Annotated in this window: 19 protein-coding genes; 12 read left to right on the forward strand and 7 right to left on the reverse strand. The window is 65.6% G+C overall.

Annotated features, from left to right (window positions below; translation table 11 throughout):
* Positions 1-294: 294 nt before the first annotated feature.
* Positions 295-717, reverse strand: coding sequence for a cupin domain-containing protein (locus AFM16_RS00250; protein ID WP_030797535.1), 423 nt, complete (start codon positions 715-717; stop codon positions 295-297).
* Between the two features lie 296 nt (positions 718-1,013).
* Between AFM16_RS00250 and AFM16_RS00255 the strand changes: the two genes are divergently transcribed.
* Genes AFM16_RS00255 through AFM16_RS00265 form a run of 3 tightly spaced genes read left to right on the forward strand, consistent with a single transcriptional unit; the run spans position 1,014 to position 5,289 of the window.
* The gene (locus AFM16_RS00255; protein ID WP_030797533.1) at positions 1,014-1,754 is read left to right on the forward strand and encodes an SDR family oxidoreductase; all 741 of its coding nucleotides are present in this window, start codon (positions 1,014-1,016) and stop codon (positions 1,752-1,754) included.
* 35 nt (positions 1,755-1,789) lie between these two features.
* Positions 1,790-4,477 carry a pyruvate dehydrogenase (acetyl-transferring), homodimeric type gene (aceE, locus tag AFM16_RS00260; RefSeq protein ID WP_030797531.1) on the forward strand — a complete coding sequence of 896 codons (2,688 nt, stop codon included), beginning with the start codon at positions 1,790-1,792 and terminating at the stop codon, positions 4,475-4,477.
* Positions 4,478-4,518: 41 nt separating this feature from the next.
* On the forward strand, positions 4,519-5,289 hold the full coding sequence (locus AFM16_RS00265) for a class I SAM-dependent methyltransferase (protein ID WP_078631484.1): 771 nt from the start codon (positions 4,519-4,521) through the stop codon (positions 5,287-5,289).
* Here AFM16_RS00265 and AFM16_RS00270 read toward each other — a convergent pair.
* Entirely contained in the window at positions 5,276-6,202 is a 927-nt protein-coding gene (locus AFM16_RS00270; RefSeq protein ID WP_245177575.1) for a PP2C family protein-serine/threonine phosphatase, read from the reverse strand. The genes AFM16_RS00265 and AFM16_RS00270 overlap by 14 nt on opposite strands.
* A gap of 199 nt (positions 6,203-6,401) precedes the next feature.
* Between AFM16_RS00270 and AFM16_RS00275 the strand changes: the two genes are divergently transcribed.
* From AFM16_RS00275 to AFM16_RS00300, 6 genes are all read left to right on the forward strand, one after another.
* Entirely contained in the window at positions 6,402-7,298 is an 897-nt protein-coding gene (locus AFM16_RS00275) for an RNA polymerase sigma-70 factor (RefSeq protein WP_078631486.1), read from the forward strand.
* Positions 7,299-7,761: 463 nt separating this feature from the next.
* Positions 7,762-8,067: an OsmC family protein gene (locus AFM16_RS00280; RefSeq protein WP_256861256.1), complete on the forward strand. Its 306-nt coding sequence runs from the start codon at positions 7,762-7,764 to the stop codon at positions 8,065-8,067.
* Positions 8,068-8,075: 8 nt separating this feature from the next.
* On the forward strand, positions 8,076-9,317 hold the full coding sequence (locus AFM16_RS00285) for an NAD(P)/FAD-dependent oxidoreductase (RefSeq protein ID WP_370627979.1): 1,242 nt from the start codon (positions 8,076-8,078) through the stop codon (positions 9,315-9,317).
* Positions 9,318-9,495: 178 nt separating this feature from the next.
* Complete coding sequence (locus AFM16_RS00290; RefSeq protein WP_078631490.1) at positions 9,496-11,196, forward strand: FAD-dependent oxidoreductase; 1,701 nt, start codon at positions 9,496-9,498, stop codon at positions 11,194-11,196.
* Positions 11,197-11,345: 149 nt separating this feature from the next.
* Positions 11,346-12,092 (forward strand): SDR family oxidoreductase, encoded by a 747-nt coding sequence (locus tag AFM16_RS00295; RefSeq protein ID WP_030797517.1) that lies wholly within the window; start codon positions 11,346-11,348, stop codon positions 12,090-12,092.
* Between the two features lie 113 nt (positions 12,093-12,205).
* Complete coding sequence (locus AFM16_RS00300; protein WP_051781135.1) at positions 12,206-12,781, forward strand: YceI family protein; 576 nt, start codon at positions 12,206-12,208, stop codon at positions 12,779-12,781.
* A 34-nt stretch (positions 12,782-12,815) separates the two neighbouring features.
* Here AFM16_RS00300 and AFM16_RS00305 read toward each other — a convergent pair whose 3' ends face one another.
* Both AFM16_RS00305 and AFM16_RS00310 read right to left on the reverse strand, forming a co-directional pair.
* On the reverse strand, positions 12,816-13,835 hold the full coding sequence (locus tag AFM16_RS00305; RefSeq protein WP_256861384.1) for a helix-turn-helix transcriptional regulator: 1,020 nt from the start codon (positions 13,833-13,835) through the stop codon (positions 12,816-12,818).
* A gap of 95 nt (positions 13,836-13,930) precedes the next feature.
* The gene (locus AFM16_RS00310; protein ID WP_078631492.1) at positions 13,931-17,698 is read right to left on the reverse strand and encodes a S8 family peptidase; all 3,768 of its coding nucleotides are present in this window, start codon (positions 17,696-17,698) and stop codon (positions 13,931-13,933) included.
* 1,086 nt (positions 17,699-18,784) lie between these two features.
* On the opposite strand from AFM16_RS00310, the gene AFM16_RS40565 reads away from it, so the two are divergent.
* A complete protein-coding gene (locus AFM16_RS40565; protein ID WP_370628124.1) occupies positions 18,785-19,003 on the forward strand; it encodes a hypothetical protein in 219 nt (72 codons plus the stop codon).
* Positions 18,948-19,646 (forward strand): transposase, encoded by a 699-nt coding sequence (locus tag AFM16_RS40570; RefSeq protein ID WP_370627981.1) that lies wholly within the window; start codon positions 18,948-18,950, stop codon positions 19,644-19,646. Before AFM16_RS40565 ends, AFM16_RS40570 begins: the two co-directional genes overlap by 56 nt.
* On the opposite strand, the gene AFM16_RS00320 is transcribed toward AFM16_RS40570, so the two are convergent.
* The 3 genes from AFM16_RS00320 to AFM16_RS00330 form a co-directional block, all read right to left on the reverse strand.
* Positions 19,635-20,477 carry an alpha/beta fold hydrolase gene (locus tag AFM16_RS00320; protein ID WP_078631493.1) on the reverse strand — a complete coding sequence of 281 codons (843 nt, stop codon included), beginning with the start codon at positions 20,475-20,477 and terminating at the stop codon, positions 19,635-19,637. The genes AFM16_RS40570 and AFM16_RS00320 overlap by 12 nt on opposite strands.
* A 134-nt stretch (positions 20,478-20,611) precedes the next feature.
* Positions 20,612-21,562, reverse strand: a complete 951-nt coding sequence (locus tag AFM16_RS00325) for an alpha/beta hydrolase (RefSeq protein WP_078631495.1) — start codon at positions 21,560-21,562, stop codon at positions 20,612-20,614.
* 150 nt (positions 21,563-21,712) lie between these two features.
* Positions 21,713-24,481, reverse strand: coding sequence for a helix-turn-helix transcriptional regulator (locus tag AFM16_RS00330; protein ID WP_245177576.1), 2,769 nt, complete (start codon positions 24,479-24,481; stop codon positions 21,713-21,715).
* A 383-nt stretch (positions 24,482-24,864) separates the two neighbouring features.
* On the opposite strand from AFM16_RS00330, the gene AFM16_RS00335 reads away from it, so the two are divergent.
* Positions 24,865-25,551: a sigma-70 family RNA polymerase sigma factor gene (locus tag AFM16_RS00335; RefSeq protein ID WP_051781133.1), complete on the forward strand. Its 687-nt coding sequence runs from the start codon at positions 24,865-24,867 to the stop codon at positions 25,549-25,551.
* Positions 25,552-25,564 lie beyond the last annotated feature (13 nt).

Here is a 25,564-nt window from a genome sequence, read left to right on the forward strand (position 1 = left end):
GCCGAGTGCGGGGTCGATCGATGCGCAGTCGGTCCGCACCGCCGCTACCGCGATGGGGCCAGGCACCGGCTGCCGTGTCCCCGCCTCGCCCACCCGAACGTCCGGAAAAGTGAACCATGCGGGGCTTCGCGACAGGACACCGCGTCGCGACCCTCGGACGGTGGCGAACGCAAGTGGCGCTGCCAGTGTGCAGTGCCTGATATCACTGGCGTTCATGCCGTGCCGCGACCTCCCGTGGTTCGAGTGCGCGGGTATCGGCCGTGTGCAGTCAGCCGACGACAAGGCTCTTGTCTGTCAGGCGTCGGGGCGCGGCGCGCGCAAGTGGGCTCGCTCGGCGAGCTCCTTCTCGTCGACGAGTTCGAGCATGGGCCTGCCGGGTGCGCACATCATGGTCACCACGAACTGGGTGCGTGCGTCGGGCAGTGCGTTGCCGTCCTGGTAGTGGATCGCATCGCCACCGGGCTCCCAGAACGTTTCACCGGCCTCGATGATGCGCTCGGGCTCGCCTTCGAGTTCGAAGCGGACGGCGCCTTCGACAACGTATCCGAAGGCAGGACCTGAGTGCCTGTGCGGAGGAGTTCCCGGATCCCCGGGCGCCCAGTCGACGCGAATGGTCATCGCCGAGGCGCCCTCGGGGACGGTGATCGGCGATGCGTCCTGCAGTACCTGTGCCGCGGTCATCCACCCCGCCGATCCTGTGTGGTCGTCGGCGTGCATGTGTGCTGAGCGACTGTCCGACACTGTATTGCACCTTCCTTGAGTCCATCGGGCCTTGGCCGGACGTTCAGTCCGACCGTGGCGCATTGCCCGCCCCGTGCCAGGGACGTCTCCCTGTACTGACCGCGTGTACGGCCCTCTTGTGACACGAGCGGTCGCTCGATGCAGCTCAGTTCAGATCGGCACCTGTGTCACAGCGCGGTGAGTTGAGCTGTCTACAGGGTGTACGAGGTGACTTCGCTGCCGTCGTCACGCGCAGGTCACAGGAGTGTCGCCCACGACGGGAAGAGAACCAGATGAGAGTCGTTGTTGCAGGAGCCACGGGCAGGATCGGCTCCCGGACGGTCGCCAGGCTCCGGGACCACGGTGTCGAGGTCGTCTCGGTGTCCCGCGGTCAGGGCGTCGACGTGACTACCGGAGAGGGGCTCCCGCAAGCTCTGCGCGGTGCGGACGTGGTCGTGGACGTCACGGACACACCTTCTCGCACGGAGCTGGCCAGCGCGCAGTTCTTCGGCACAGCCACTGGAAATCTGCTGCAGGCTGCTGCCGGCGCGGGTACCAAGCACTACGTGGTGCTTTCTGTGGTGGGGGCTGAACGCGCGCAGGCCGGCTATTTCCGCGCAAAGCTGCTCCAGGAAGAGCAGGCCCGACGGTCACCGATTCCGCATTCCGTCGTGCGGGCCACTCCGTTCTTCGAGTCTGTGGACGCTCTGTCCCGCTCGGACGTGCACGCAGATGGTGTTCACGTCTCACCTGCGCGGACTCGTCCCGCGTCTTTGGATGACGTCGCTGTGACGGTCGCCCACGTTGCCGTGGGAATTCCGCTGTTCGGCCTTCTGGAGGTCGGGGGTCCGGAGGAGTTCCGCCTCAATGAACTTGCTGCGACGCTCCTGGCCAGTCGTGGTGATGATCGTGCGGTGATTGCCGACCCGTACGCCCCGTTCTTCGGCGCCGTTCTTGAAGAGCGGACGCTTCTCCCCGGCGGGGAAGCCCGCGTGGGCCACGGAACCCTGGCCCAGTGGCTCAAGCGCCGCTGACCCGCAGGCCCTCACACCACGACAGGAAGGCTGCCATGAGTGATACGGCCCGCCCCGCCGAGTCCCCTGTGCCGAGTGAACTCGACCAGCTACCCGACCGTGACAGGGAGGAGACCGCCGAGTGGCAGGCGTCCCTGGACGCCGTCGTGCGCCATGCAGGGCCGGATCGGGCGGTGTACCTGCTGCGACGCGTCCATGAGCACGCGGCTGGATCCGGGGTGTCCGTGCCGGTTCTGCTCTCGTCGGACTACATCAACACGATCCCGGCGGCGTCGCAGCCGGCTTTCCCCGGAGACGTCGGCATGGAGTCACGGATCACCGCCTTGAACCGGTGGAACGCGGCAGCGATGGTGACGCGCGGTTCGCGTCTTGGGCTCGGGGGACATATCTCCACCTACGCTTCGGCGGCGTGGCTGTACGAGATCGGGTTCAACCATTTCTTCAAGGGCAAGGACGCGGACGGCTCCGGGGATCAGCTGTACCTGCAAGGCCACGCCTCTCCGGGTATCTACGCCCGGGTGTTTCTCGAAGGACGGCTCGGAGAGGAGCAGTTGGATGCTTTCCGGCGGGAGGCCGGCGGGCACGGTCTCCCGTCGTACCCCCACCCACGGCGTCTGCCGTGGCTGTGGGAGTTCCCGACTGTTTCCATGGGCCTGGGTCCACTGGCTGCCATCTACCAGGCGCGGTTCAATCGCTACCTGCACAACAGAGGGATCAAGGACACCTCGGGGTCGCGGGTGTGGGCATTCCTCGGAGACGGCGAGATGGACGAGCCCGAGTCGACGGCCGCACTGGCGCTCGCCGCCCGTGAGGGGCTCGACAACCTCACCTTCGTCGTCAACTGCAACCTGCAGCGACTGGACGGTCCTGTCCGCTCCAACTCCAAGATCGTGCAGGAGCTGGAAGCCCGGTTCCGCGGTGCAGGTTGGAACGTGGTCAAGACTTTGTGGGGTGAGGCATGGGACCCCGTCCTGGAGCAGGATGTCACCGGCTCCCTCGTCCACCGCCTCGGTGAAGTTCCCGACGCGCAGATGCAGACATACGCAGCACGGGATGCCGACTACGTGCGAAAGCACTTCTTTGTCGGCGATACGCTCTCCGACCTCGCAGCAAGGCTCAGTGACACCCAACTGACCAACCTGTTCGAGAACTCCCGTGGTGGGCATGAGCCCCTCAAGGTCCACGCCGCCTATCGGGCCGCGGTCGAGCATCGGGGGGCGCCGACCGTGGTCCTGGCCCAAACGGTCAAGGGGCACACCCTGGGGTCCGCGTTCGAGTCGCGCAACGCCAACCATCAGATGAAGAAGCTCACCATGGCGCAGTTCCGCGAGATGCGGGATCTGCTCGAACTTCCCATTCCTGACAGCGCGCTGAGCGGAGAGCAGGTGCCGTACTGGCACCCCGGCAAGAACTCACCGGAGGTTCAGTACCTGCAAGACCGTCGGAAGGCATTGGGTGGTCCAGCACCGGTGCGCACGGTAGTGCCGAAACCGCTGGACCAGCCGCCGGCTCACGCCTTCGAGGGCTTGGAAAAAGGGTTCGGCAACCAGGAAGTTGCCACCACTATGGCCCTTGTTCGCCTGGTCAAGGACTTGATGCGCGACAAGGAGACCGGACAGCGGTGGGTACCCATCATCCCTGACGAGGCACGCACCTTCGGCATGGAGTCCCTTTTCCCTTCAGCCGGCATCTACTCGCCTCAGGGCCAGACCTATGAGCCAGTCGATGCGGATCAACTGCTCTACTACAAGGAAGCCAAGAACGGCCAGCTCATCGATGAGGGCATCACCGAGGCCGGTTCCATGGCCGAGTTCACGGCCGCGGCAACGTCCTATGCCACACACGGCGAACCGATGATCCCCTTCTACATCTTCTATGCCATGTTCGGTTTCCAGCGGACCGGCGACCAGTTCTGGGCGCTCGCCGACCAGATGGGGCGCGGGTTCGTCGTCGGAGCCACCGCCGGCCGCACGACGATGACTGGTGAGGGGTTGCAACACGCAGACGGGCACTCGCACTTGCTCGCCTCCACCAACCCCGCAGCCATCAGCTACGACCCGGCCTTCGCCTACGAGATCGCGGTGATCGTCAAGGACGGGCTACGGCGCATGTACGGCGAACGGCCCGAGGACGTCTTCTACTATCTGACGGTCTACAACGAGCCGAAGCTTCAGCCGGCCATGCCGACCCTGCCGTCTCTGGAAGAGGGAATCGTGCGGGGACTTTACCGGTTCCGGCAGGCGCAGCCCGGAGCGGCAGGACCGCGAATCCAACTGCTTTCCTCCGGTACGGCGATCCACTGGGCCCTGAAAGCCCAGGAGCTCTTGTCAAATGAGTGGGGGGTTCATGCAGACGTCTGGTCCGTCACGTCATGGACGGAACTGCGGCGTGACGCTCTGGACGCCGACCGGGCACGGCTGCGCGGCGAGGAGCGGACCCCTTACGTGACGGACACTCTCTCGGGGGCGCCAGGGCCAGTTCTCGCGGTGAGCGACTGGATGCGGCAGGTGCCCGATCAGATCAGTCAGTGGGTGGAGCAGGAGTACACGTCACTGGGCACGGACGGCTTCGGACTGTCGGACACCCGTGATGCCGTACGCCGCTATTTCCGGGTGGACGCCGAGTCGATCGCCGTCGCTGCCCTCGACCAACTGGCCCGAAGCGGAGTGGTGGACCCCGGCCAGGTCGTCCGCGCCCGCGAACGCTACGGCTGGCATGGCTGAGGACCGTGTCACATGCGGGCTATTGACCTTGTCTTTCTTATATGCGCCTCATATCACTTGGTGTGAGATCTGATCCCGTCACTCGCGGGCAGCGGGACTCTTATGCCGTCACCGCCGAGTTCTACGATGTCCTGCAAGCCGAGCGGGATGCCGCCCGAGTTCTCGATTTGTACGGCGAGGACGTCGAGAAAGCCCGCATCGGCGTACTGGACGTGGGAGCCGGCACCGGACGAGTTACCGTCATGAGTCTGGCGACGTCACAGGCTTCGGTGCATGCCGTCGAGCCCACCCGGTCCATGCGCACTCCTCTGATGACCCGTCTGGCCTCTCTGCCGAGCGCTCAAAGGGCCCGGGTCACAGTGCATCCCCACCCTCTTGGTGAGGCCGGCTTGCGGGGTGTGGCGGACGTGGCCGTCTGCCACAACATCATTGCTTGTATGCAGCCAACCGAGCGGCGTGCTCTGTGGCCGGCTCTCGCGAAGGCGCTTGTGCCCGGCGGCGTACTGCTCGTCCAACTCCCGCCCGCCGATGTTCCTCCACGCCGGATCAGGCGGGTCCTGCCCGCTCAGCGTGTCGGACGGCACGAGTACGGGGGCCGCATTGATATGTCCCCCGCGGTGAACCGGATCCGGACGCGCTTCCACTACTGGGTGCGAAGCGATGAAGGCGTGCTGCGGGAGGACGACGAGACCTTCTGGATGTGGCCAGTCCCCCGGGCAGATGTGGTCGCAGAGCTGGAGGGATCGGGATTCGTCGCGCTGCCGCCGCGGGCTGATCCGGCCGTGCTGGCCGTTCAGCTCAAGCCGCGTTGAAGGCCGGGTCGTGCATCGCTGCACCGGCGGACTCCGCCGATGGGCGTGCCGCCTCAGTGGCGCGCGCCGTCTTCCAGCCGAGGTGCAAGACGGCTACATCGTCCACCAGTCCGCCGAAGGGAGCGGCCTTGCGGGCCGCGCCCTGGACCAGAGCGTCAACGAACTCCTGCCCTGGGAGATGTGCGGACTGTAGCGCCAGTTGCAGCAGGCCGTCTTCTCCAAGACGCGTTGAAGGTGTGATCCTTCCTTCGAAAAGACCGTCGGTGAACAGAACCACCCGGTCGTGTGGTGACAGGGCGAGATCCGTTTCCGTCCAGTCTCTGATGCCCGGAAACAACCCCAGCGCCATGCCGATCTGCGGCTCGACCCATCTGATGTGCTCGGACCGGCGAAGCAGGAGCCCTGGGTGTCCGGCGCTCACGATTCTGGCCGTCATGCCTCCTGGAGGGAAGACCACTGAGACGACAGTGGCGTAGGTGTCGTCATCCGATCTCCCGTCAACAAGGATCCGCTCGAGGATGCACAACTGCTCAAGCTGTGTTTTGCCGCAGTGTACGGCTGTCCGCCACGCCAGACGCAAGTGAACCGCGAGCGCGGCCGCCGCTGCTCCGTGTCCGGAGACGTCCCCCAGGATCACGTGGACCGTCGAGTCCTCGGTTTGCACGATGTCGTAGAAGTCGCCGCTCAGGAGCGCGTGGGCCCGGCCCGGGACGTAACGCGAGGCGGCGTGGAAGTCATCTCCGCGGAGCGCCGGCGTGGGAAGAAGTCCCCGTTCAAGGGATGCGCTCTCTCGGGCACCGAGAGCGTGAGCCTCTATGGCGGTTATGGTCGCCTCCCAAGGTGTCTGCCGCAAAGCGAGCAAGTTCTTGTGAGCAGGCGTGCGTCCACCCACCCTCTTCGCATCCAGCGGCACCGGCCTTCGTTCACGCCCTATTGACCGAGATGCGTAACAACAGACAGCTGAGCCGACGAGTCTGTGACAGCCTGCCCCGGTTCTCATCGGGGAGAGCGACGCTCATCACGTGGCGTGTGACTATGGGATGAAGGGGTCGATGGGTCGAGCGTCTCGTTGTGACGGCTTGTAGCATGGTGGCCAGAAGCGGAGGGCACCGATGCACAACGGGAATGACGGCGGCTCCCTTGAGGAGGCCACGAGGGAGTTCACGAAAGCAAGCCCACGGCTCTTTGGCATCGCCTATCGGGTGCTCGGCAGCGCTGTGGAAGCCGAGGACGTTGTCCAGGAGGCGTGGCTCCGGTGGCAGAACACCGACCGCAGGACCATCCGCGAGCCGGCAGCGTTCCTGGCGACAGTCACGACTCGTCTGGCGATCAACCTGAGTCAGTCGGCACGGATGCGACGCGAATCGTATATCGGACCCTGGCTTCCTGATCCGCTCGATACGGCTGCGGACCCGCAGGTGGGCGCAGAGCGCGCTGAGGCACTCGATCTGGCGGTCCTCTTCCTCCTGGAGAAGCTGAACGCTGTAGAGCGAGCAGCCTACGTTCTGAGGGAGGCCTTCGAGTACTCCTACAAGGAGATCGCGGCCATCTTGGAGACGAGTGAGGGCAATACGCGCCAACTGGTGAGCCGGGCGCGTAAGCACCTGTCCTCAGAGCGCAGGGAGCCGGTGAGCTCGGATGCCCACAGACGCCTCTTGGAAGTGTTTCTCGCTGCGGCTCAAAACGGCGATCTGAGGGGCCTTGAGGAAGTGCTCACTACAGATGTTGTCAGCTACGCCGATGGCGGTGGGGTCCGCGGCGCGTCCAGGATTCCGGTCTTCGGCAAAGAGCATGTGTCCAAGTACCTCGTCGCCTTCGCGCCACGTTTCTGGCATGAGACGGAGGTGCACTGGGTCGAGGTCAACGGCAGGCCGGCTGTCCTCATTTCTGCGGATGGAAAGCCGATGGCGCTGCTGTGCGTGGATGCGTCGGACCGCGGCATCGAGCGGATCATGTGGGTGCTGAACCCGGACAAGCTCAACCGCTACGTCACGTCACCGATCGGCTAGGTCGTGTCCGCAAAGCGGTTGGGTCGTCGGTCTGTTCGTGGTGCGTCGTCACGAGCTGGCTGATCTGGTCACCTCGAGCCGAAACTGTTTCTGGTCTACCCCTTGGATTGGCTACCGTCCCTTTTCCCAGAGACACGGGGCGTTTGCAGTGTCCATCGGCGCTTTTGAGGTCATCTGGCGAATCTTGAGTACCGCGTTTCTGGCCAAGATGCTCGAGTTCGCACCTATAGAGACCAGACAGCGGCTCCAGGTGTGACAGACCCGTGTGTGTCACACCCGAAAGCGCGGGCCGGTCAAAGCGAGTAGCACGACGGCATGAGTCGCAGCCGTCCGCCGCTCGCCCAGGAGGAATCCGATGAACGCACGCATCGTGTCAGTGGCTGAGGGTCCCCGCCTGTCTCGGTCCATCTCAGTCGGTCCCCATAGGCTGACCGCTGACGAGCCCCAGCCCATCAGCACAGACATGGGGCCGACCCCCGGCGAACTCCTGCTTGCTGCACTCGGGGCGTGTACGTCGATGACCGTCCGGGCCTTCGCCGACCGGCATGGTTGGCCGCTCGACCAGGTAGACGTCTCGGTACGGTTCGATGAGCAGGGGCAGATTGTCAAGGATCTCCGGCTGACCGGAGAGCTGGAGGCTGCCCACTTCAAGCAGCTCTTCACCATTGCGGGGCACTGTCCCGTGCACCGGCTTCTCGCCAAGGAAGCCTCGATCATCACGGTGCCCACTGTCGTGGCGAAACAGGCGGCACGTGATCTTCAGAATTGAGGAACATTGTGGACAACTTCGTGATCATTGGGGGTGGTCTGGCAGCAGGCAAGGCCGCCGAAGCGCTCCGGAAGCATGGCCACTCCGGCCCGCTCACCATCATCGGCGACGAGAGTGAGAGGCCCTACATTCGGCCCCCATTGTCCAAGGGATACCTCCTGGGCAAAGAGAATCGTGATTCGATCTTCGTTCATCCCGGCGATTGGTACCGAGAGAACAATGTCGAGCTGCGACTCGGCACGCGTGCACGTTCTGTGGACCCTCGGGCACGGTCGGTCGAGCTGCACGACGGCACTCACATTCCTTACGCCAAGCTTCTGCTGGCAACAGGGTCGTCGCCGCGTCGCCTGACCATCCCGGGTGCGGAGCTGGACGGCGTGCTGTACCTGCGTCGCGTCGGGGACAGTGAGCGGCTCAGATCCGCTTTCCAGGCGGGAGCGAAGGTTGTCGTGGTGGGTGCGGGCTGGATCGGCCTGGAGACGGCGGCTGCCGCCCGCATCGCCGGCGCCGAGGTGACCGTTCTCGAGCATTCGGACCTCCCTCTGCTCAAGGTGCTCGGCCGTGAGGCAGCCGAGGTATTCGCCGCGCTGCATACGGACCACGGGGTCAACCTGCTCCCCAACGTGGAGCTGGACTCCATCACTGGCAACCAGGGGCGCGTGAGCGGAGTACAGCTTGCGGACGGCCGGCACCTCGCGGCGGACACCGTGGTGGTGGGTATCGGCATCACTCCCAATGTCCGGCTTGCTGACGAGGCCGGGCTGAATGTGCAAAACGGGATCGTTACGGACGAACATCTGCAGACTTCGGTCGCGCACATCTACGCGGCGGGCGACGTCGCGAACGCCTACCATCCGCTGTACGGTCGCCATCTCCGCGTCGAGCACTGGTTCAACGCGCTGCATCAGCCGGAGGTCGCCGCCCTCAGCATGCTCGGCGGCAACGCCTCCTACGTCCGGCAGCCGTACTTCTACACCGATCAGTACGACCTGGGTATGGAGTACACCGGCTATACGGAACCCGGCGGCTACGACCGCGTCGTCTTTCGCGGTGACCCCTCCAAGCGCCAGTTCGTCGCCTTCTGGATGGCCGGCCGGCGCGTTGTGGCAGGCATGAGCGTCAACGTCTGGGGTGTCATCGATCCGATCCGCTCCCTCATCTCTGCAGGCTCGGACATCGATGACACACTGCTCGCCGACCCGGACATCCCGCTGGATCAGCTGACCCCTGACAGCGCCGAACTCCGGTGAACACTGCCACAGGCACGCTCGGGCATGCCCTGCCGCTGCCGCAGACCGCTGCGTGACCGCACTTGTGTGGAGACAGCAAACAACCGTGTCACAGTTTTGGATGCGCCGTGGTCGTAGTAGGTGACACCTGAGGCGATCGGAGTTGACCGTGGCTGTCACTGAACAACGAATTTCCACCATGGTGCTGGTGATCGGCACCGGAGGAGCTGGGCTACGCGCAGCGATCGAGCTGGCCGAAGCCGGTACGGACGTCCTCACGGTCGGGAAGCGGGCCAAGGACGACGCCCATACGGCGCTCGCCGCCGGAGGGATCAACGCGGCGCTGGCCACGATGGATCCGCAGGACAGCTGGCAGCAACATGCGGCCGACACCCTCAAGGAGAGTTACCTGCTCGCCGACCCTCGTACCGTCCAGATCGTCACCCAGGGCGCAGCCCGGGGAATCGACGATCTGGAACGGTACGGTATGGCGTTCGCGAGGGAAGAGGACGGCCGTATATCCCAGCGCTTTTTCGGCGCCCACAAGTTCCGGCGCACGGCCTTCGCGGGCGACTACACGGGACTTGAGATCCAGCGCACGCTCCTCCGACGTGCGGAACAGCTGAACATCCCCGTGCTCGACAGTGTCTACATCACACGGCTCCTGGTCCACGACGGCGCGGTCTTCGGCGCTTACGGCTTCAATCTGGCCGATGGCACGCGCTATGTGATCCATGCGGACGCTGTCATCCTCGCCGCGGGTGGTCACACGCGCATCTGGCGTCGCACGTCATCGCGGCGGGACGAGAATACCGGAGACTCCTTCCGGTTGGCTGTCGAGGCGGGGGCTCGACTGCGCGACGCCGAGCTGGTGCAGTTCCATCCCTCGGGAATCATCGAACCGGAGAACGCAGCGGGCACACTCGTCAGCGAAGCCGCCCGGGGTGAAGGCGGAATTCTGCGCAACGCGCTCGGCGAGCGGTTCATGGCCAGGTACGACCCTGAGCGTATGGAGCTGTCCACACGCGACCGGGTGGCTCTGGCCTCTTACACGGAGATCAAGGAGGGACGCGGGACTCCCAAGGGCGGTGTCTGGCTTGATGTGTCGCATCTTCCTCGTCAGACGATCATGACGCGGCTTCCTCGCGTGTACCAGACGCTTCTGGATCTTCAGATGCTGGACATCACCCGCGAGCCGATCGAGATCGCGCCGACTGCGCACTACTCGATGGGCGGGGTCTGGGTGAATCCCAAGGACCACAGCACCGACGTGCGAGGCCTCTACGCTATCGGTGAGGCTTCGAGCGGTCTGCACGGCGCCAACCGCCTCGGCGGGAACAGTCTCATCGAACTCCTGGTCTTCGGCCGGCTCACCGGCCGGGCCGCCGCGGCCTACTCGCGGTCTCTGACCGCGCAGCCTCGATCAGCCTCGGCCATCGCCGAGGCACGGGAGGAGATCGACACTCTGCTGGCGGCGGATGGCCCGGAGAATGTTCGTGCCCTGCAGCGAGCCATCCGCGACACCATGACCGAACACGCGGGAGTGGTACGCAACGAAGAGGGTCTGCGCGCCGGGCTTGCCGAACTCTCCGTCATCGAGAAGAGGATGGAGTCCGTCGGCGTTCACCCCGACATCGCCGGCTATCAGGACCTGGCCCATGCCTTCGACCTGAAGTCTGCTGCCCTTGCGTCCCGAGCAACCCTCGAGGCGGCTCTGGAGCGTCGCGAGACGCGTGGCTGCCACAACCGCAGCGACTACCCCGATCTGGATCCCGACCTTCAGGTCAATCTCGTCTGGTCCCCGACAACGGGAGTCAGCCGAGAGAGCATTCCGGCGATCCCGGAGGAGATCACCTCTCTGATGGAAGAGGTCTCGACCGATGGGAAGCTCGCCGAGTGAGCTGCCGGCCTGAACCCGTGCACTCGAGACGAACAGCTTGTCACAACTAGAGCAGTTCCCCTGTCTCTTTACCAGAGAAAGAAACCGGCGTTCGCAGGAGTCCCGTGTGGGACGCGTAGACGCCGACAGCCCCCTGAGAGGAATCTGTTATGAAGGTCGTAGTGATCGGTGGCACGGGGCTCATCGGCTCGAAGGTGGTCGCCAGGCTCAGCGAGCACGGCCACGAGGCCGTGGCCGCCGCGCCCAACACCGGCGTCAACACCCTGACGGGTGAGGGGCTCGCAGAAGTGCTGCAGGGAGCATCTGTCGTCATCGACGTCTCCAACTCCCCTTCGTTCGAGGAGAGGGCCGTCATGGACTTCTTCCACACGTGCACGACCAACCTGCTCGAGGCGGAGGCCCAAGCCGGCGTGACGCACCATCTGGCCCTGTCCGTCGTGGGTACGGAGCGCCTCCAGGGCAGCGCCTACTTCAGGGCCAAGCAGGCCCAGGAGAAGCTGATCAAGGAGTCGGGCCTCCCCTACTCCATCGTTCACTCCACCCAGTTCTTCGAGTTCATCAAGGCCATCGCCGCCGAGGCCACCGACGGCGACACCGTGCGCCTGTCCCCCGCCAAGTTCCAGCCCATCGCCTCTGACGATGTAGCCGCCGTTGTCGGCCGTACCGCGGTGGGCACCCCCGTCAACGGTGTGGTGGAGGTCGCGGGTCCCGAGGCGTTCCAGCTCGACGAGCTGATCCGCAAGGGGCTGGCGGCCAAGAACGACCCCCGCACTGTGGTCACCGACGAACACGCGACGTACTTCGGCACCGAGCTGAAGGAGTCGACCCTCCTGCCGGGACCGGACGCCATCATCGCCAAGACCAGGTTCGCCGACTGGATCGCGCAGCAGGGCTGACGTCCTCGGCGGTGGCCCCTGCCCGTCGGAGGGCAGTCGGCAGGGGCCACCCGCCCTCCACAGCATTCATTTATCTCCTCGCCAACACCGTTGCACGAAAGAATTGTCCGGCCATGTTCAACCGAAAGAGCTTCACGCTGCTGTCGATGCCGCCGCGCAATGGACTGTCCGGCCTTTACACCATCGACAGAACGCGTAGCACCGTAGGATTCTCCGTCCACCACGCCATGGCCTCCCATGCCCAGGGCGAGTTCACGGAGTTCGAAGGTCTCATCAAGATCGGCGGAAACCGCAGCCGGTCCGAGGCTTATCTCAGTGTTCAAACCTACAGTGCCGAAACCGGATCCCCTTCACTCAACGCACAGGTCAGCGGGGCCGAATTTCTCGATGCTACAACGTTTCCTCTGATGAGTTTCCGGTCGAATGGCTACCTCGACACGCGGGCCGAGCGTCTCCGGCTTTCCGGCTTCTTCAGGATTAAGGACATCGAGTTGCCAGTTCCCGTCGACCTGGCATTCGTGGAAGCAAGTCATGACAAACGGGGTCAGGAGCGTGTGAATTTCGAGGGCACGGTTGACCTGCTGTCATCCGACTGGGGACTTGACTGGGCCACGAGCCCGCTCAGCTACAAGATGAGGCTGCGCCTCGGGATCTCCGCAGTACGACTCGATCCAGCCCGGGCTGCCTGAGAGGTCATGGTCGAGGCTGGCGGTCAGGCTCTCTTCACAGCCACGCTCGACGAGCTGCATACCAGGCGAGCTGCATGCGCGTCTCCGCGTCGGCCAGTTCCATCATGCGCTGGATATGGCGTTGGACTGTGCGCCGGCTCAGTCCGAGCTGGGATGCGATGGCCTTGTCGGTCACTCCGGCCACCAGCAAAGACAGCAGCTTTTGGTCGACAGGGCTGAGTGGGGAGGGCGACCCGGCCTCGCCGTTTTCTCCAGCCTGATCGCTGCCGTCCAAGCGCAAGGGGACCGCGTCCTGCCAGTAGCGCTCGAAGAGAGCGATCAACGCGCTCAGAAGATTGCTGTCTCTGACCAGTGCAGTGGTGGGCTCGCTCGGGCTTCCCGCGGGGCCGCCCGGCACGAGCGGGAAGAGGGCGACGGATCGGTCGGCGATGGCGAGCCGCAGCGGAAGGTGCGGGGCCGACCGGGCGACTTCGCCGGCTCGCATCCCTGCTACGACGTTGTCCACGGCACCTTCGTCATCGAAGAACGCCGTCTCATAAAGCGCGCGGTAGCGGACGCCACGCGCGAGCGCTTCGAACTCTTCCGCATTGCTGCCTGAGGGCATGGCCACGTAGTGGGCCTTGCAGAACCAGAGCATCTCGTGCTGGGCGCTGTTTTGGATCTGCCGTAGTTGCTGACGCAGTGCCTCCGCTCCGGTGATGACCTCCAGGAGCTGGCTCGCGTCGTGCCGGCGCCGTGTCTCCTGGTAGGCCTCGATCAGTTGGGCTGCCTCGATTCTCGCGAGATCCAGTGCTTCGGCGCTCCGTTTCAGTCGGGGCAGCAGGGCCACGTCAGGAGGAGCAGCGCTGAAGTGACGTGGTGTTTCGTCGGTGTGACTGGCCAGGCCGGTCGCGATGAGCACATCGAGGGTCCGTGCCGCTTTCTCTTGGGAAAGGCCCGTCCGCAGTGCGACGTCTTTGGCGCTTACGCGCCCGGACAGGACGAGTAGGCGGTAGACGGCTTCTTCTGCCGGTGACATGCCGGCGACTTCCAGAGAAACGGCCGCCCTCCCCAGAACCCAGCGGCTGCGACAGTTGAAGACTGTACTACAACATGTGATCCGGTGGGGCGGGCGAGGGCAGGTGCCGCTGCCCACCCCACCGATCCATGTCAGTTACGCACCGAGTAGGCGCGTTGCACCGTCTGCCTCACGACGCTCCCATCGGCGGCAGTGGCTGTGAACCGCAGGCTCACGTACGCGCTTCCGCGTACGGACGACCGTCCGACTTGGGCGTCGAAGGCGTTGCGGCCGTGGCCGCGTACCGTCGCTTGCGCCCAGGTCCTGCCGTCGTTGTACGAGGCCTCGACTCGTACAACGACGCCACGCGGAACCGGCAGCCCATCCTGGGCACGGACCTTCACACCGATCGTGGTTGTTCGCGCGGACCGGACGGTGTTGTGGGCATCGACTGGTACGTCGTAGTCGAGTTGAAGCAAGGAGAGGGGCGTGGCCTGGGTCGTCCGACCCGAGCGGAAGGACCAGGAGGTGGTGGTGGCCGTGCCGTACTTCCAGTCTTTCGAAGTCCGCGACGTGGTCAGCTCCAGGCGGTACGTCGCGGGGGCCGCAGGCACTTCCACATCCGTCCAGGCTCCGCCGATCTCCCCGACCTTCACGCCGTCCCGGTAGAGCTGGGCGGTTGCGCTGTCACCGACCGCATACGCGGCGGAGGTTCCGATACCTCCGTCTCCGAGCACCAGCAGGCGGGACCAGTGACCGTTCTGCGAATCAGTGAACTCTGGTACGCGCAGGCGAAGTTGATCGCCCTCGCGTACGGTCGGCGTCTGGAAGTGGGCCGGGATGGACGGTCGGACGACGGCTCCTTGCCAGGTCTCTTGTGCATGCGTGCCGGGCTTGTAGGTGCGCGGTGTGTCCTGTAGGCCGACCACAAGCGGCACGTCGATGTCGTACGTCGTGGTGTGGTGCACGAGGTGCTGCCAACTGGTGTCGTCCGCGCTGATGTATTCGGTCCGCCTGAACCCGGTCGGTGTGAAGCGGGTGTACTGGAGCCAGGCCGTGTCCTGATAGGGGCGCCTGCCGAAGCGCTGTTCACTGGCCCAGCCGCTGCCTCCGTTGTCGGCGTAGGTGGTGTTGACAACAGCGCTGTTCCTCTCAGAAACGGTGTATTCCACGTGCTGGGGAATGCGCTGTTTCGACACCTGCATGACGTCATAGAGGTAAGGGCTTGCGGCCGTACCGGAGAACGTGACCGTGGTCGGGTGGGCACGGGCCCGTGCGACTAGCTGTGCGCCGTCGCTCGCACCGACGCGAACGGTAGGAAGGGCCCATCGGTCGCCGTTGGGCGACCAGCGTGTCCAGCCGCTGTCGGTGAAGTGCACCAGCATGAGTACACGGACTCCGGCATCGGCTGCCTTCTGGGCCAGCTCCTTCTCATCGACGCTGCTGTTGTTGGTGACGAGGGCCAGGCGGCCGCGGGCGTGGGTGAAAGAGGGGCGGGCAGCGTCGCCTGCTTCCACCGCCCTCAGCGTCGCCCCGCGGTCCCCCAACAGGGGCGACGCCGGCATGTAGCAGGCGTCCGGGGCGGACTGGGTTCCGGGCACTCTCAAGGTGAGGAGCGGCGCGACGAGCTGCCACCGGGAGGCGAACTCGAACGTTCCCTTCGTCACGGTGTCGGTCGGGCTGATGTACAACCGTTTGGCGACGTCGAAATACATGGTGCCCGCGGTCAGGCTCTGGCCGTCGAGCTGTCGGTGGGTCTGGTAGCTCAGGATGCCGCGTTGCTCCGCCGGCTTCGGTGTGTGAATGGTGACCGGGGTGGTGTGCCGCGCGTCGAGTGTGACGGTCCTGTCTTTGGTGACCTCGACCTGGGGCAGGACGACCTGGCGCAGCTCGTCGCCGTCGCGGGCTTTGTCGACGGTGGCGTAGTCCAGCTGGTAGACGCCTTCCTCGACTTCGGTGGCAGCGTTGTCGGGATCTGTGTAGCCGACGAATCCGTCGGCGCCCCAGATGGTGGGAAGGGCCGGGACGCGCTTGCCGTCCTTGTCGTACGTCTTGAGGGTGATCCGGTGCACCGGACCGTGGACGACCAGGCTGAGTGTGGTGTGTACGGCGGTTTTCCCGTCCGCAGTGGTCGCAGTGACGTAGCCGGAGTATTTGCCCTGCCGGGCCTTGGCGGGATCGACGGTGAGTGGAACCTTAACTGTGCTGTGAGCGGGAACGCGCACGGAGGTGGAATGAAGTCGCACCGATCCCTCCGCCGGAGTCGTGCCGCCCGGGGTTGCCAGCCGCAGGGTGAGCGCCAGCGTGATGTCGGCTTGTGAGCGGTTCGTGTAGCGAAGGGGGACCGTACGGGCGTCTCCGGAGCCGGTCTCGAAGGAGCCCAGCGCGACGCCACCGGTGGCCGTCACCGGGCTCAGTACCGCGGCGGGCAGGTCGATTCGGCCCCCGCCCTGCTCGCTGGGCTTCTGTCCTGTGACCGTGTGGGCTGTGCTGGTCAGGGCATCCTTGAGTCGGGAACCCGTCCAGTCGGGGTGGCGTTGGGCGAGAAGTGCGGCGGCGCCTGCAACATGGGGGGTGGCCATGGACGTGCCTGAGGCTGCTACGTAGTTCGCGTCGACCGGGTGGCCCATCGTGGTCCCCGCGGCCCGGGCCGCAACGATGGCGACGCCGGGCGCTGTCACATCGGGTTTGACGGCGCCGTCGCCCAGGCGGGGGCCGCGGCTGGAGAATGCGGCAAGGGAGTCGTCCCGGTCCACTGCGCCGACCGTGAGAGCGGCGTCCGCTGCCCCCGGGGAGTTGATGCTGCCCGATCCCCGCTCGCCGCTGTTGCCTGCGGCGACTACGAACAGAGCGCCCGTGCGCTCACTGAGTTCGTTCACTGCGAGGCTCATCGGGTCCGTGCCGTCGGTGGCCTCGTCTGAGCCAAGGCTCATGTTGACGACCTGGGCGCCCTGTGCCGTGGCCCACTCCATGCCGGCGATGACCTGGGACTCGCTGCCGAACCCGTCGTCGCCAAGGACCTTGCCGACCAGCAACTGGGCAGCGGGGGCCACGCCCTTGCGCGTCCCGCCGGAGGCAGCCCCCGTGCCGCCGACGATCGACGCGACATGGGTTCCGTGACCGAAGACGTCGTTGGTGTCGGGGCTGCCGGAGAAGTTCGCAGCCTCGGCGATCCTCCCTTTCAGGTCCGGGTGAGTTTGGTCCACCCCGGTGTCCAGCACTGCGACTTTGACACCTTCACCGTGGTAGCCGGCCTCCCACACCGCCGGTGCGCCGATCTGGGCTGTGCTGCGGTCCAGCGCGGCGTTCACCCGGCTGTCGAGCCACACCCGAGGAGTCGCCTTGAGTTCCGAGGAACTCATCTGGCTGTCGTTGCCGCTGAGTTCCTTCCAGAACGTGCCGAGACGGCTCTCGGGCACCCGGACCGACTGAGCGCCGATGCTGTCGAGCCGAAGGGGCGGCGAACCGTCTGCGGTGAGTGACGTCAGCCGTCGGAACACGGAGGTTCCTACCCCGTCCGGCTGTTGCACGATGAGTGGAAGTTCGCTGGTGTGGGCGGAGTCGTAGTGCTGGGCCACGAGAGCCGTCACGTCGAAGAGGTTCCGGTCGAGCCGGCCGGCTGCGACCAGGTTGTCGGCATCGGACGGGACTACCGTCAGGTGCCCGTTCTCTTCGAAGGTCCGGAAGAGGATGTGCCGCCGTCCTGGACCAGGCTGGACCGACGCGACGTGCTTCCCGTTGGCCGACGTATCGATGGTCACACTGTCGCCGGTGACCAGGCGTACCGTCGCACCACTAACCGGCTTGGCCGTCATCTTGCCGGATCCGGCATCGTCAGCGCGGGCGGACGCCGGTGTCACAACGCCTGCCATCAGCGCGAGCCCGGCCGATATTGCCGCCATCAGGCGGATCCGTCTCATCAGTCTCGTGCCTTTCCTCGAACGCGGTGAGCTGTTCACGCGGTTGTCAGGATCCGGTTCTCGCGAGCCGAGTGTCACGGGATTCCACTGGCACAGGTGTGACATGTCGCAACGGCGCCACACACTCCCGGCGGAGCCGGCCGGGAACGGGGCAGCCGCGCCCTGCCCCCGGGGACGGTGTCGGACGGTGGGCGGTTCGATCTCGAGTTTGACCAGGCGTTCCAGCTTGGCGCGGGTGCCAAAGCTGGTCGACGTTGACGACGACAGCGTCGGTCTCGTGCGTCACCGCGGGGTGGTTCCGGGTCAAGCCCACGATGTCTCTGCGCAGGAGACGACTGTCACAAACGAGCTGGCAACACAGTCAAGTAGAGAAAGGGCAAAGAGTACAAAAATAACCGATTTAGACGGCGCGCCGAGCACCGACACGATCGTCCGATTCGGAACGGAGATGAACAGTCATGATGCTTCTTTCGGACGGAGACACTCTGCAGGGCATGTCCCCCACAAGCTCTCCTGTCGCCGAGAGTCCCTCGGCGCGCCAACCCCACTCCGACGACCGACATGGTTGCGGTGCACCATCCCATGCCGCTTTCCGCTTCGCGAATGAGGTCAAGTGGCTGATAGGCCTCCGGTTTCACAACGCCGGGCATCGACCTGTCTGGATGTACTACGTGGTAGACGAGGCCCTTGACAGGACTGAGGCTGTGCATGTGGCCATCGGGCGTGGCTATCGCGACTCCACACGAGTAGTCGGGGCCGGTTGCCATGGCGAGCTTGGTCAAGTTGAGGTCCAGCAGATAGTCCGAGACCCGCTCGGCCAGATCAGGCTGACCCGTCCTTCCTGACATGGGGTCGAGCCGGATCTTTCCCGCTCATTCTTCGTGATGACCTCCAGGTCGCGCCCTCACCTCCGTTAACAGGCACTAACAAAAGCTGCTGATCATATGCCTGTGGGCTTGTCCGCTCGCTGGTCTGGTCGTGGGGAAACGTCAGTCGCGGCCGTGGATCTTGTCGGATGAACTGTGATCACTCATTGCAACGTTGTTGCCCGTGCTGACGCCGAAGCCGGTCGAGGGCAGACCCCGAGTGCCGGACCGGCAAGCTACGGGCGGGATCCTCTTCGTCCTGCACACAGACGTCCATTGGGATTACCTGCCCCAGGAGCTGGGATTTGGGTCAGGCATGACGTGCTGGCGGCGCCCGGCCACTGGCCACCTGGAACGAGGCCGGCGGCTGGGACCAACTGCCCGTGCTGCTGGAGAAGCCGCGGGTCGCAGGACCATCTGGACTGGTCTCGGGCCGTGATCGACGCATCCCACGTCAGGGCCGCTCGCCGGAGTCGAAAGTCGAAAGCGGACCCAGCCCGGTCGACCGAGCACGTCCGGGCAGCAAGCACCACCTCATCGTCGACGGGCAGGGCATCCCGCTCGCAGTGTCGTTGACCGGCGGGAACCACAACGACGTCACCCACCCTGACGCGTTGCCGGCCCACCGCGGCTACGACCACGACAAGTACCGGCGCCTGCCCCCGGGCCCGCGGGATCCGACCGGTGATCGCGAAGCGCGGCAATCCCCACGGCACCGGCCTGGGCATCTTCGCTACGTCGTCGAGCGCACGATCGCCTGGCTTCACGACTTCCGCCGTGTGCGCATCCGCTGGGAACGCCGTGACGACATCCATGAAGCATTCCTCGGACTCGCCGTCTGCCGATCACCCATCGCCACGTCCAACGGCTTTGTCAGGAACAGGATGGCCGGCCCGCATCGACACGAGTGCTGGTCGGCGGCGCTGGCTCGCTCTGGCTTTGACGCCGATCGGGGGTCCACTGGACGGAACCTGGACCGCCGGAGACTCCGTTTCCAGCAACGTCCGGAAGACTGCCGCCAGGGGTGGGGCAGCGTCCCTGGCTGCCCCACCCCTGGCTGTTCCAGTCGATCAGCGCACTGAGTGAGCCGCCGACTCGATGATGCCGGCGACGTCCTTGGGATGGGACACGCTCACGGCATGCGAGGCGCGAACCTTGACGACGTGCGCCTTGGCCCGCTCAGCCATGAACTCCTGCACCTTCGGCGGGATGTTCAGGTCCTGCGTGGCCACCAGGACCCACGACGGAATGGTCTTCCACGCGGGCTCAGAAGCACCCTCTTCGAGCGCGGCATTGGTCACCGGCCTCTGGGTGACCGCCATCAGGTCCGTCGTACTCTTGGGAACATCGGCGGCGAACTGGTGGTGGAACTTGCTCGGCTCGATGTACAGGTCGGCGCCCTTCTTTCCATCCGGCTGTGTGATCGGGACCGGACGAAGAGCGTCGCCAAGGGTGCTGCCCGGGAACTTGCCCGACAGCTCGACCGCGCTCTCCCCCTTCTCCGGAAGGAAGGCGGCCACGTAGACGAGCGCCTTGACGTTGTCGGCGCCCTTGGCGGCGTTGCTGATGACGGATCCGCCATAGGAGTGGCCGGCGAGCACAACGGGGCCGTCGATGCTTGCCAGCAGCTCCTTGAGGTAGGCAGCGTCACTGCTGAGGCCGCGCAGCGGGTTGGCCGGGGCGATCACCGGATAGCCTTCGTGCTTCAGCTTGGCGATGACACCGTTCCAGCTCGTGGAGTCGGCGAAGGCACCGTGCACGAGGACGACCGTCGGCTTGCGGTGCTGCGGGGAGGGGGCCTTGCCGGCGCTGGCCGGTCCGACGGACGCGGCGAAGAGCGCGGCGGCCACGGTAGCGGTGGCCATGAGAGTCATAGGAGTGCGGGCACGTCGGGAAAGCGAACGACGGTTCATGGTGGGCCTTTCGAGGCTGTGTTGTCTTCTGTGTCCGTGTTGCTGGGTGGTCACGGCTGCGGCAGATCCCTGTCGCACTTCGGGGAGCGCGCCGCAGTCGGCAGGGGTCGGCGCGAGTGCGGTGATGGGGTTTTCTAGTTGCCGTGCAGGACGGTGCGCAGCGTGTGGATGGCCTGCTCCATCGCAACCGTTGTGGCCTGGGTGGGACGCACGGGGTTGAGCATCATGAAGTCGTGCAAGGTTCCGTTGATGCGAATGCTCGTGGTGGGTACGCCCGCCTGGGTGAGCTTGCGGGCGTAGGCTTCGCCCTCGTCCCGCAGCACGTCGTTGTCGTCGACGATGACGAGGGCGGGCGGGAGACCTTGCAGTTCGCCCAGGGTCGCCCGCAGCGGTGAGGCGGTGATTTCCGCGCGCTGGGCGGAGTCGGTCGTGTAGCAGTCCCAGAACCAGGCCATGGCCTTCGCGGTGAGGTAGGGGCCGTCGGCGAACTCCCGGTAGCTGTCGGTGTTCTGGGCTGCATCGGTGACGGGGTAGTACAGCGATTGGTGGATGAAGTTCACATCACCGCGCTGTTTGGCCATGAGGGTGAGAGCGGCGGTCATGTTCCCACCGACGGAGTCGCCGGCCACGGCGAGGCGGGAGGGGTCGAGCCCTTCCTCGGCGCCGTTCGTGGTGATCCATCGGGCGGTTGCGTACGCCTGCTCGATGGCGACGGGGTACTTGGCCTCCGGTGAACGGGAATACTCGACGAACACGAGGGCGGCGTTCGCTCCGACAGCGAGTTCGCGTACCAGCCGGTCGTGGGTCCCGGCGTTGCCGATGACCCAGCCGCCTCCGTGCACGTAGAGGACCACGGGCAGTGGGCTCCGCGTGCTGGCGGGCTTGACGATGCGTACAGGTACGTCACCGACCTCGGCGGGCACAGTAATCCACTTCTCGTCCACTTCGAGCTTGTCGACCGGGGCGGCCTGGATGTCGTCCAGGATCTTGCGGGCTCTTTCGGGGCCGAGTTCGTACAGAAAGGGCGGGTGAGACGTCGCGTCCGCGATTTCTTGGGCTGCGGACTCAAGAACGGGTTTGGTCATCAGTGTGCTCCTCGCCTTCGCAGGCTTCCTGCCTGCTCCGACACAAATGACAGGGCACGAGCTGAAGGTGTGACATGAGGACGCAAGAAGATGTGAAGGACCAGGTTCACCAGTAGAGGCCCTGCCAGGGCAGATGCCGGCGTTACTGCCTCACGGGCCTGCGGTGGTCGGGGCTGCCTGATCAAGTTCGGCGAGTGCAGACTTCAGTTCGGTGCGCCGCTTGATACCGAGCTTCGTGAACACCTTGCGCAAGTGGTACTCGGCCGTGTGGGCGCTGATGAAAAGTCGGGCGCCGATGTCCCGATTGGTGAGCCCTTCCCGGGCTAGGCGCGCCACGTTGAGTTCCTGGCTGGTGAGCTGTGCCACCGAGCCCTGCGCGGGCACACGCAGAGTCTCGCCACTCACGCGCATCTCGTCTGCAGCCCGTTGGGCAAAAGCGTTCAGGCCGCATTTCGACAGGACATCGTGTGCGATACGGACCTTTTCGAGGGCTTCGGTGTGTCGGCCTTCGCGGTTCAAAAATTCGCCGTACAGCAAGTGACAGCGTCCCACCATAATCGGGATCCGCTCGTTCTCGAAGCGTTCGATGGCGTCCAGATAGAGCGCCTGTGCTTCGTCCTTTTCACGGAGCTGTGCTTCTGCCATCGCCGACACGGCCGATGCCCAGTTCGTTCCCACTGGCCGGGTGACGCCGTCGAGCTTCTTGTACGCGTGCTCGGCGAGCGCAAAGTCGCCCGTGTGGGCAGCCGCCTCCACGAGTTCGAGGAGAGTGCGCATGGCGTGGTTCAGCTCGTGTGTGTAGGGGAGCTCTCGGCTGCCACTGGTCACTGCGTCTTTGAAGCGACCGAGGCCGTTGTAGCAGATGGCTTCGGCGAAGTTCGTAGCGCTCACTCCGTATCCCTCGCCACGTGCCTGAGCATCGGCTCGGATTTTCTCGGCCCAGCGTTCCATTTCACTGCTGCGGCCTCGGTAGGCGGCAAGGAACATGCGCCCGTACTGCGGTAGCGGATGGCCGGTGACTTCCTTCAGTGCGTCGATCTCGTCGCAGGAGGCTTCGGCTGCGTCCAGATCTCCGTCGACGGTCTGCGCCAGCATCAGGAGGCTGAGGGCGATCGGAAGCACGGTGACAATGCCCTCGGCGCGGGCGATGTCGACCTGTCGGTCGGCGAGGGCGCGAAGCGCTTGGGCGTCCCAGAGGTCCTGTGCGGCGCGGGAGGCGAACCACATCCAGTGCAGCCCGAGTGCGTCGGGTGCCTGGTCGAGGAAGGCACGTTGTGCACGACGCAAGGTTGCGAGGGCGGCTTTTTGTCCTTTTGCGGCAAGGAGCGCCTGGCCGCGGAGGATCAGATCGCGTGCATTGCCGGAGTCTTCAGCACCGGTCGCTTGGAGGATGGCGTTGGAGACTGTGGCTACCTGTTCGGCGTCCGCGAGGCGGCCGCCGTAGATTGCTGCCGCGAGTGCCTCGATGTACGTGTCGCGGGCGAGCACGGGGTCGAGGGTTTCGAGCCCTTGGGCTGCGGCGAGCAGTTCCTGCGGGCCGCTGCTGTCACGTCGAAGCGCGTATCCCGCCCGGGCTCGCAGGCGGGCCACGAGCGCGTCCTGCAGGGCCGTGAGGGGAAGGTCGCGGGTGTTGTCGAGCAGATGAAGGGCCGCAGCGGGCGCGCCGGCGTCGTGCTTTGCTTCGGCGGCTGCGATCAGTCGCTCCCCTCGGCGCACCGGCGAGGGTGTCAGCTCGGCTGCCCGCTCGAGAAAGGCGCCTGCGGCTGCGGCACCTCCGCGGGTTCGCGCTCGTGCCGCCGAGTGTTCGAGGTCGGTGGCGACCTCTTCGTCCGGGCGAAGCGTGGCGCTGGCGCGGTGCCATGCCCTGCGGTCCGGGTCGTGCTCGGCGCTGGTGACATCTGCGAGCGCGGCGTGGACGCGGCGTCGGTCCTCCGGCGATGCCTCACGGTAAATGGCTGACCGGATGAGTGGGTGGCGGAAGCTGGCGCGGGTGCCGATGAGGAGTGCGTCGGCGTCTTTTGCCGCGTCGAAGGCTTCGGGCCCCAGTCCCAGTACCGCGCTGGCACGCCAGAGCAGTTCGGGATCGCCTGTGGGGTCTGCTGCCGCCAGCAGCAGGAGCAGTCGGGCCGGCTGCGCCAGCGGCTCGAGTTGCGCAACCAGGCTTTGCTCGATGCGCTTCTCCAGTGGCATCGAGCTGGTCAGGCTGAATCCTCCTGCGATCTCGGCTGGACTCAGGCTTCGTGGGAGTTCTCGCAGTGCGAGCGGGTTTCCCCGTGCCTCGGCGATCAGTTGGTCTCGTACGCGCCGGTCGAGGCGGCCGGGGACGGCCAGGCGCAGGAGTTCGCTCGCATCGTCGTATCCCAGGCCTTCGACGTTGAGTTGCGGGAGTCCGGCGAAGGCCTCGTCGACCTGACGCATGGCGAGGACGAGGGCGATGCCTTCCACGTCGAGGCGGCGGGCAGCGAAGGCCACAGCGCGTGCGGATGCTTCGTCGAGCCACTGTGCGTCGTCAACGATGCACAGGAGTGCCCCATCGCCTGCGGTTTCGGTGAGGAGACCGAGCAGTGCGAGCCCGACGAGGAAGGGACTGGGCGGGGAGGCCTGGCGTAGGCCCAGGGCCGCGTCGAGCGCTTCGCGTTGCGGGGCGGGCAGGCACGATGCCGAACTCATCATGTGGCCGCACATTTGCTGGAGGCCGGCGTAGGCGAGTTCCATCTCGGACTGCGATGCGATGACCCTCTCGACCCTGATGTGCTGTGTGGCGCGGTTTGCCATGTGGTCGAGAAGGGCTGTCTTGCCGACACCGGCTTCGCCGGAGAGAACGAGAGCGCCGCTGTGTCCGGCGCGAGCCCGGTTGAGCAGGCCGTCCAGTGCCAGCAACTCGCGTCGCCGTCCTCGCAACGGCGCGGCCTCGGTCACGGTGTCCGCCTTCGCCCGATTTTTGCATTGCAGGCAGTCTTCAGCGCCACGTCCTATTGAAGCACTGGCGGGATAGGGAGGGCGAGCGCGAGGAGTGGGTGCGTGTCCTCTGGCGGACGCTGGTGCCTGTCCCCCGTGGGTGTTCGCCCGGCACGGCGGTTGTGAGCGCTCTGCGTGGTCTGTGCCCCGCCGAGCGCCCGCGCGTCCCAGCCGTGCCGTCCTGCCTGGTCGCCCTTGGGGCGACCAGGCACGTAGGGCCGGCCCTGGTCCCACTACGCATGTGCCTACGGGTTCTCCAGGGCGCGATCGATGCCCCGCGAAAGCGACGTTGGTGGTGAGCCGCCCTTCCGGGTTGCTGCCCCATCGTTTTGAGGAGCCGGGCCATGAACACGTATCCGACCCAAGCCGAGGGCGATCGGGATCTGCAGGGAACGTCGGCCTGCCCTGCTCCCGATGAGCTCGGGGACGCTGTTTCGGTGTTCATCGAGGCCAGGCCCGGTCTGCTCAAGATCGCTCACCAGATCCTCGGGGACGCAGGTGATGCAGAAGACGTCATCCAGGAGACCTGGCTTCGGTGGCAGGGCACAGACCGAACGGTCGTGCTGAACCCGGCCGCGCTGCTCAGGACGACTACCGTCCGACTGGCGATCAACGTCGTCCACTCCGCTCGCAGGCGTCGGGAGTCCTCTGCCAGCCCGTGGCTTCCCGAGTCGGCCGACCCCCAGGGCACCCCCGAAGCGGTGGCCGAGCGGCAGGACGCTGTTGAGCGTGCGGTCCTCATGCTGATGGAACTGCTGACTCCGAGGCAACGTACGGCCTACCTCCTGCGCGAAGGTTTCGGTTATCCGTACGACCGGATCTCCGAGATTCTGCGGCTCAGCGTCGTCAACGCTCGGCAGCAGGTGTCGCGTGCGCAGGAGCGCCTCTCTTCAGATCGTCGCAAGCAGCCAGTGGACTCGGTCGCGCATCGGCGGCTCGTCCAGGCTTTCCTCGCGGCCGCCGAGTTCGGAGATCTTGCGCGGCTGGAGGATGTCCTCGCCTCTGAGGTCGATCTTCAGCCCGCACGGTAGATCCAGGCTGGTG

Origin of the sequence: Streptomyces antibioticus (assembly GCF_002019855.1) — a bacterium.
Classification (GTDB): domain Bacteria; phylum Actinomycetota; class Actinomycetes; order Streptomycetales; family Streptomycetaceae; genus Streptomyces; species Streptomyces antibioticus_B.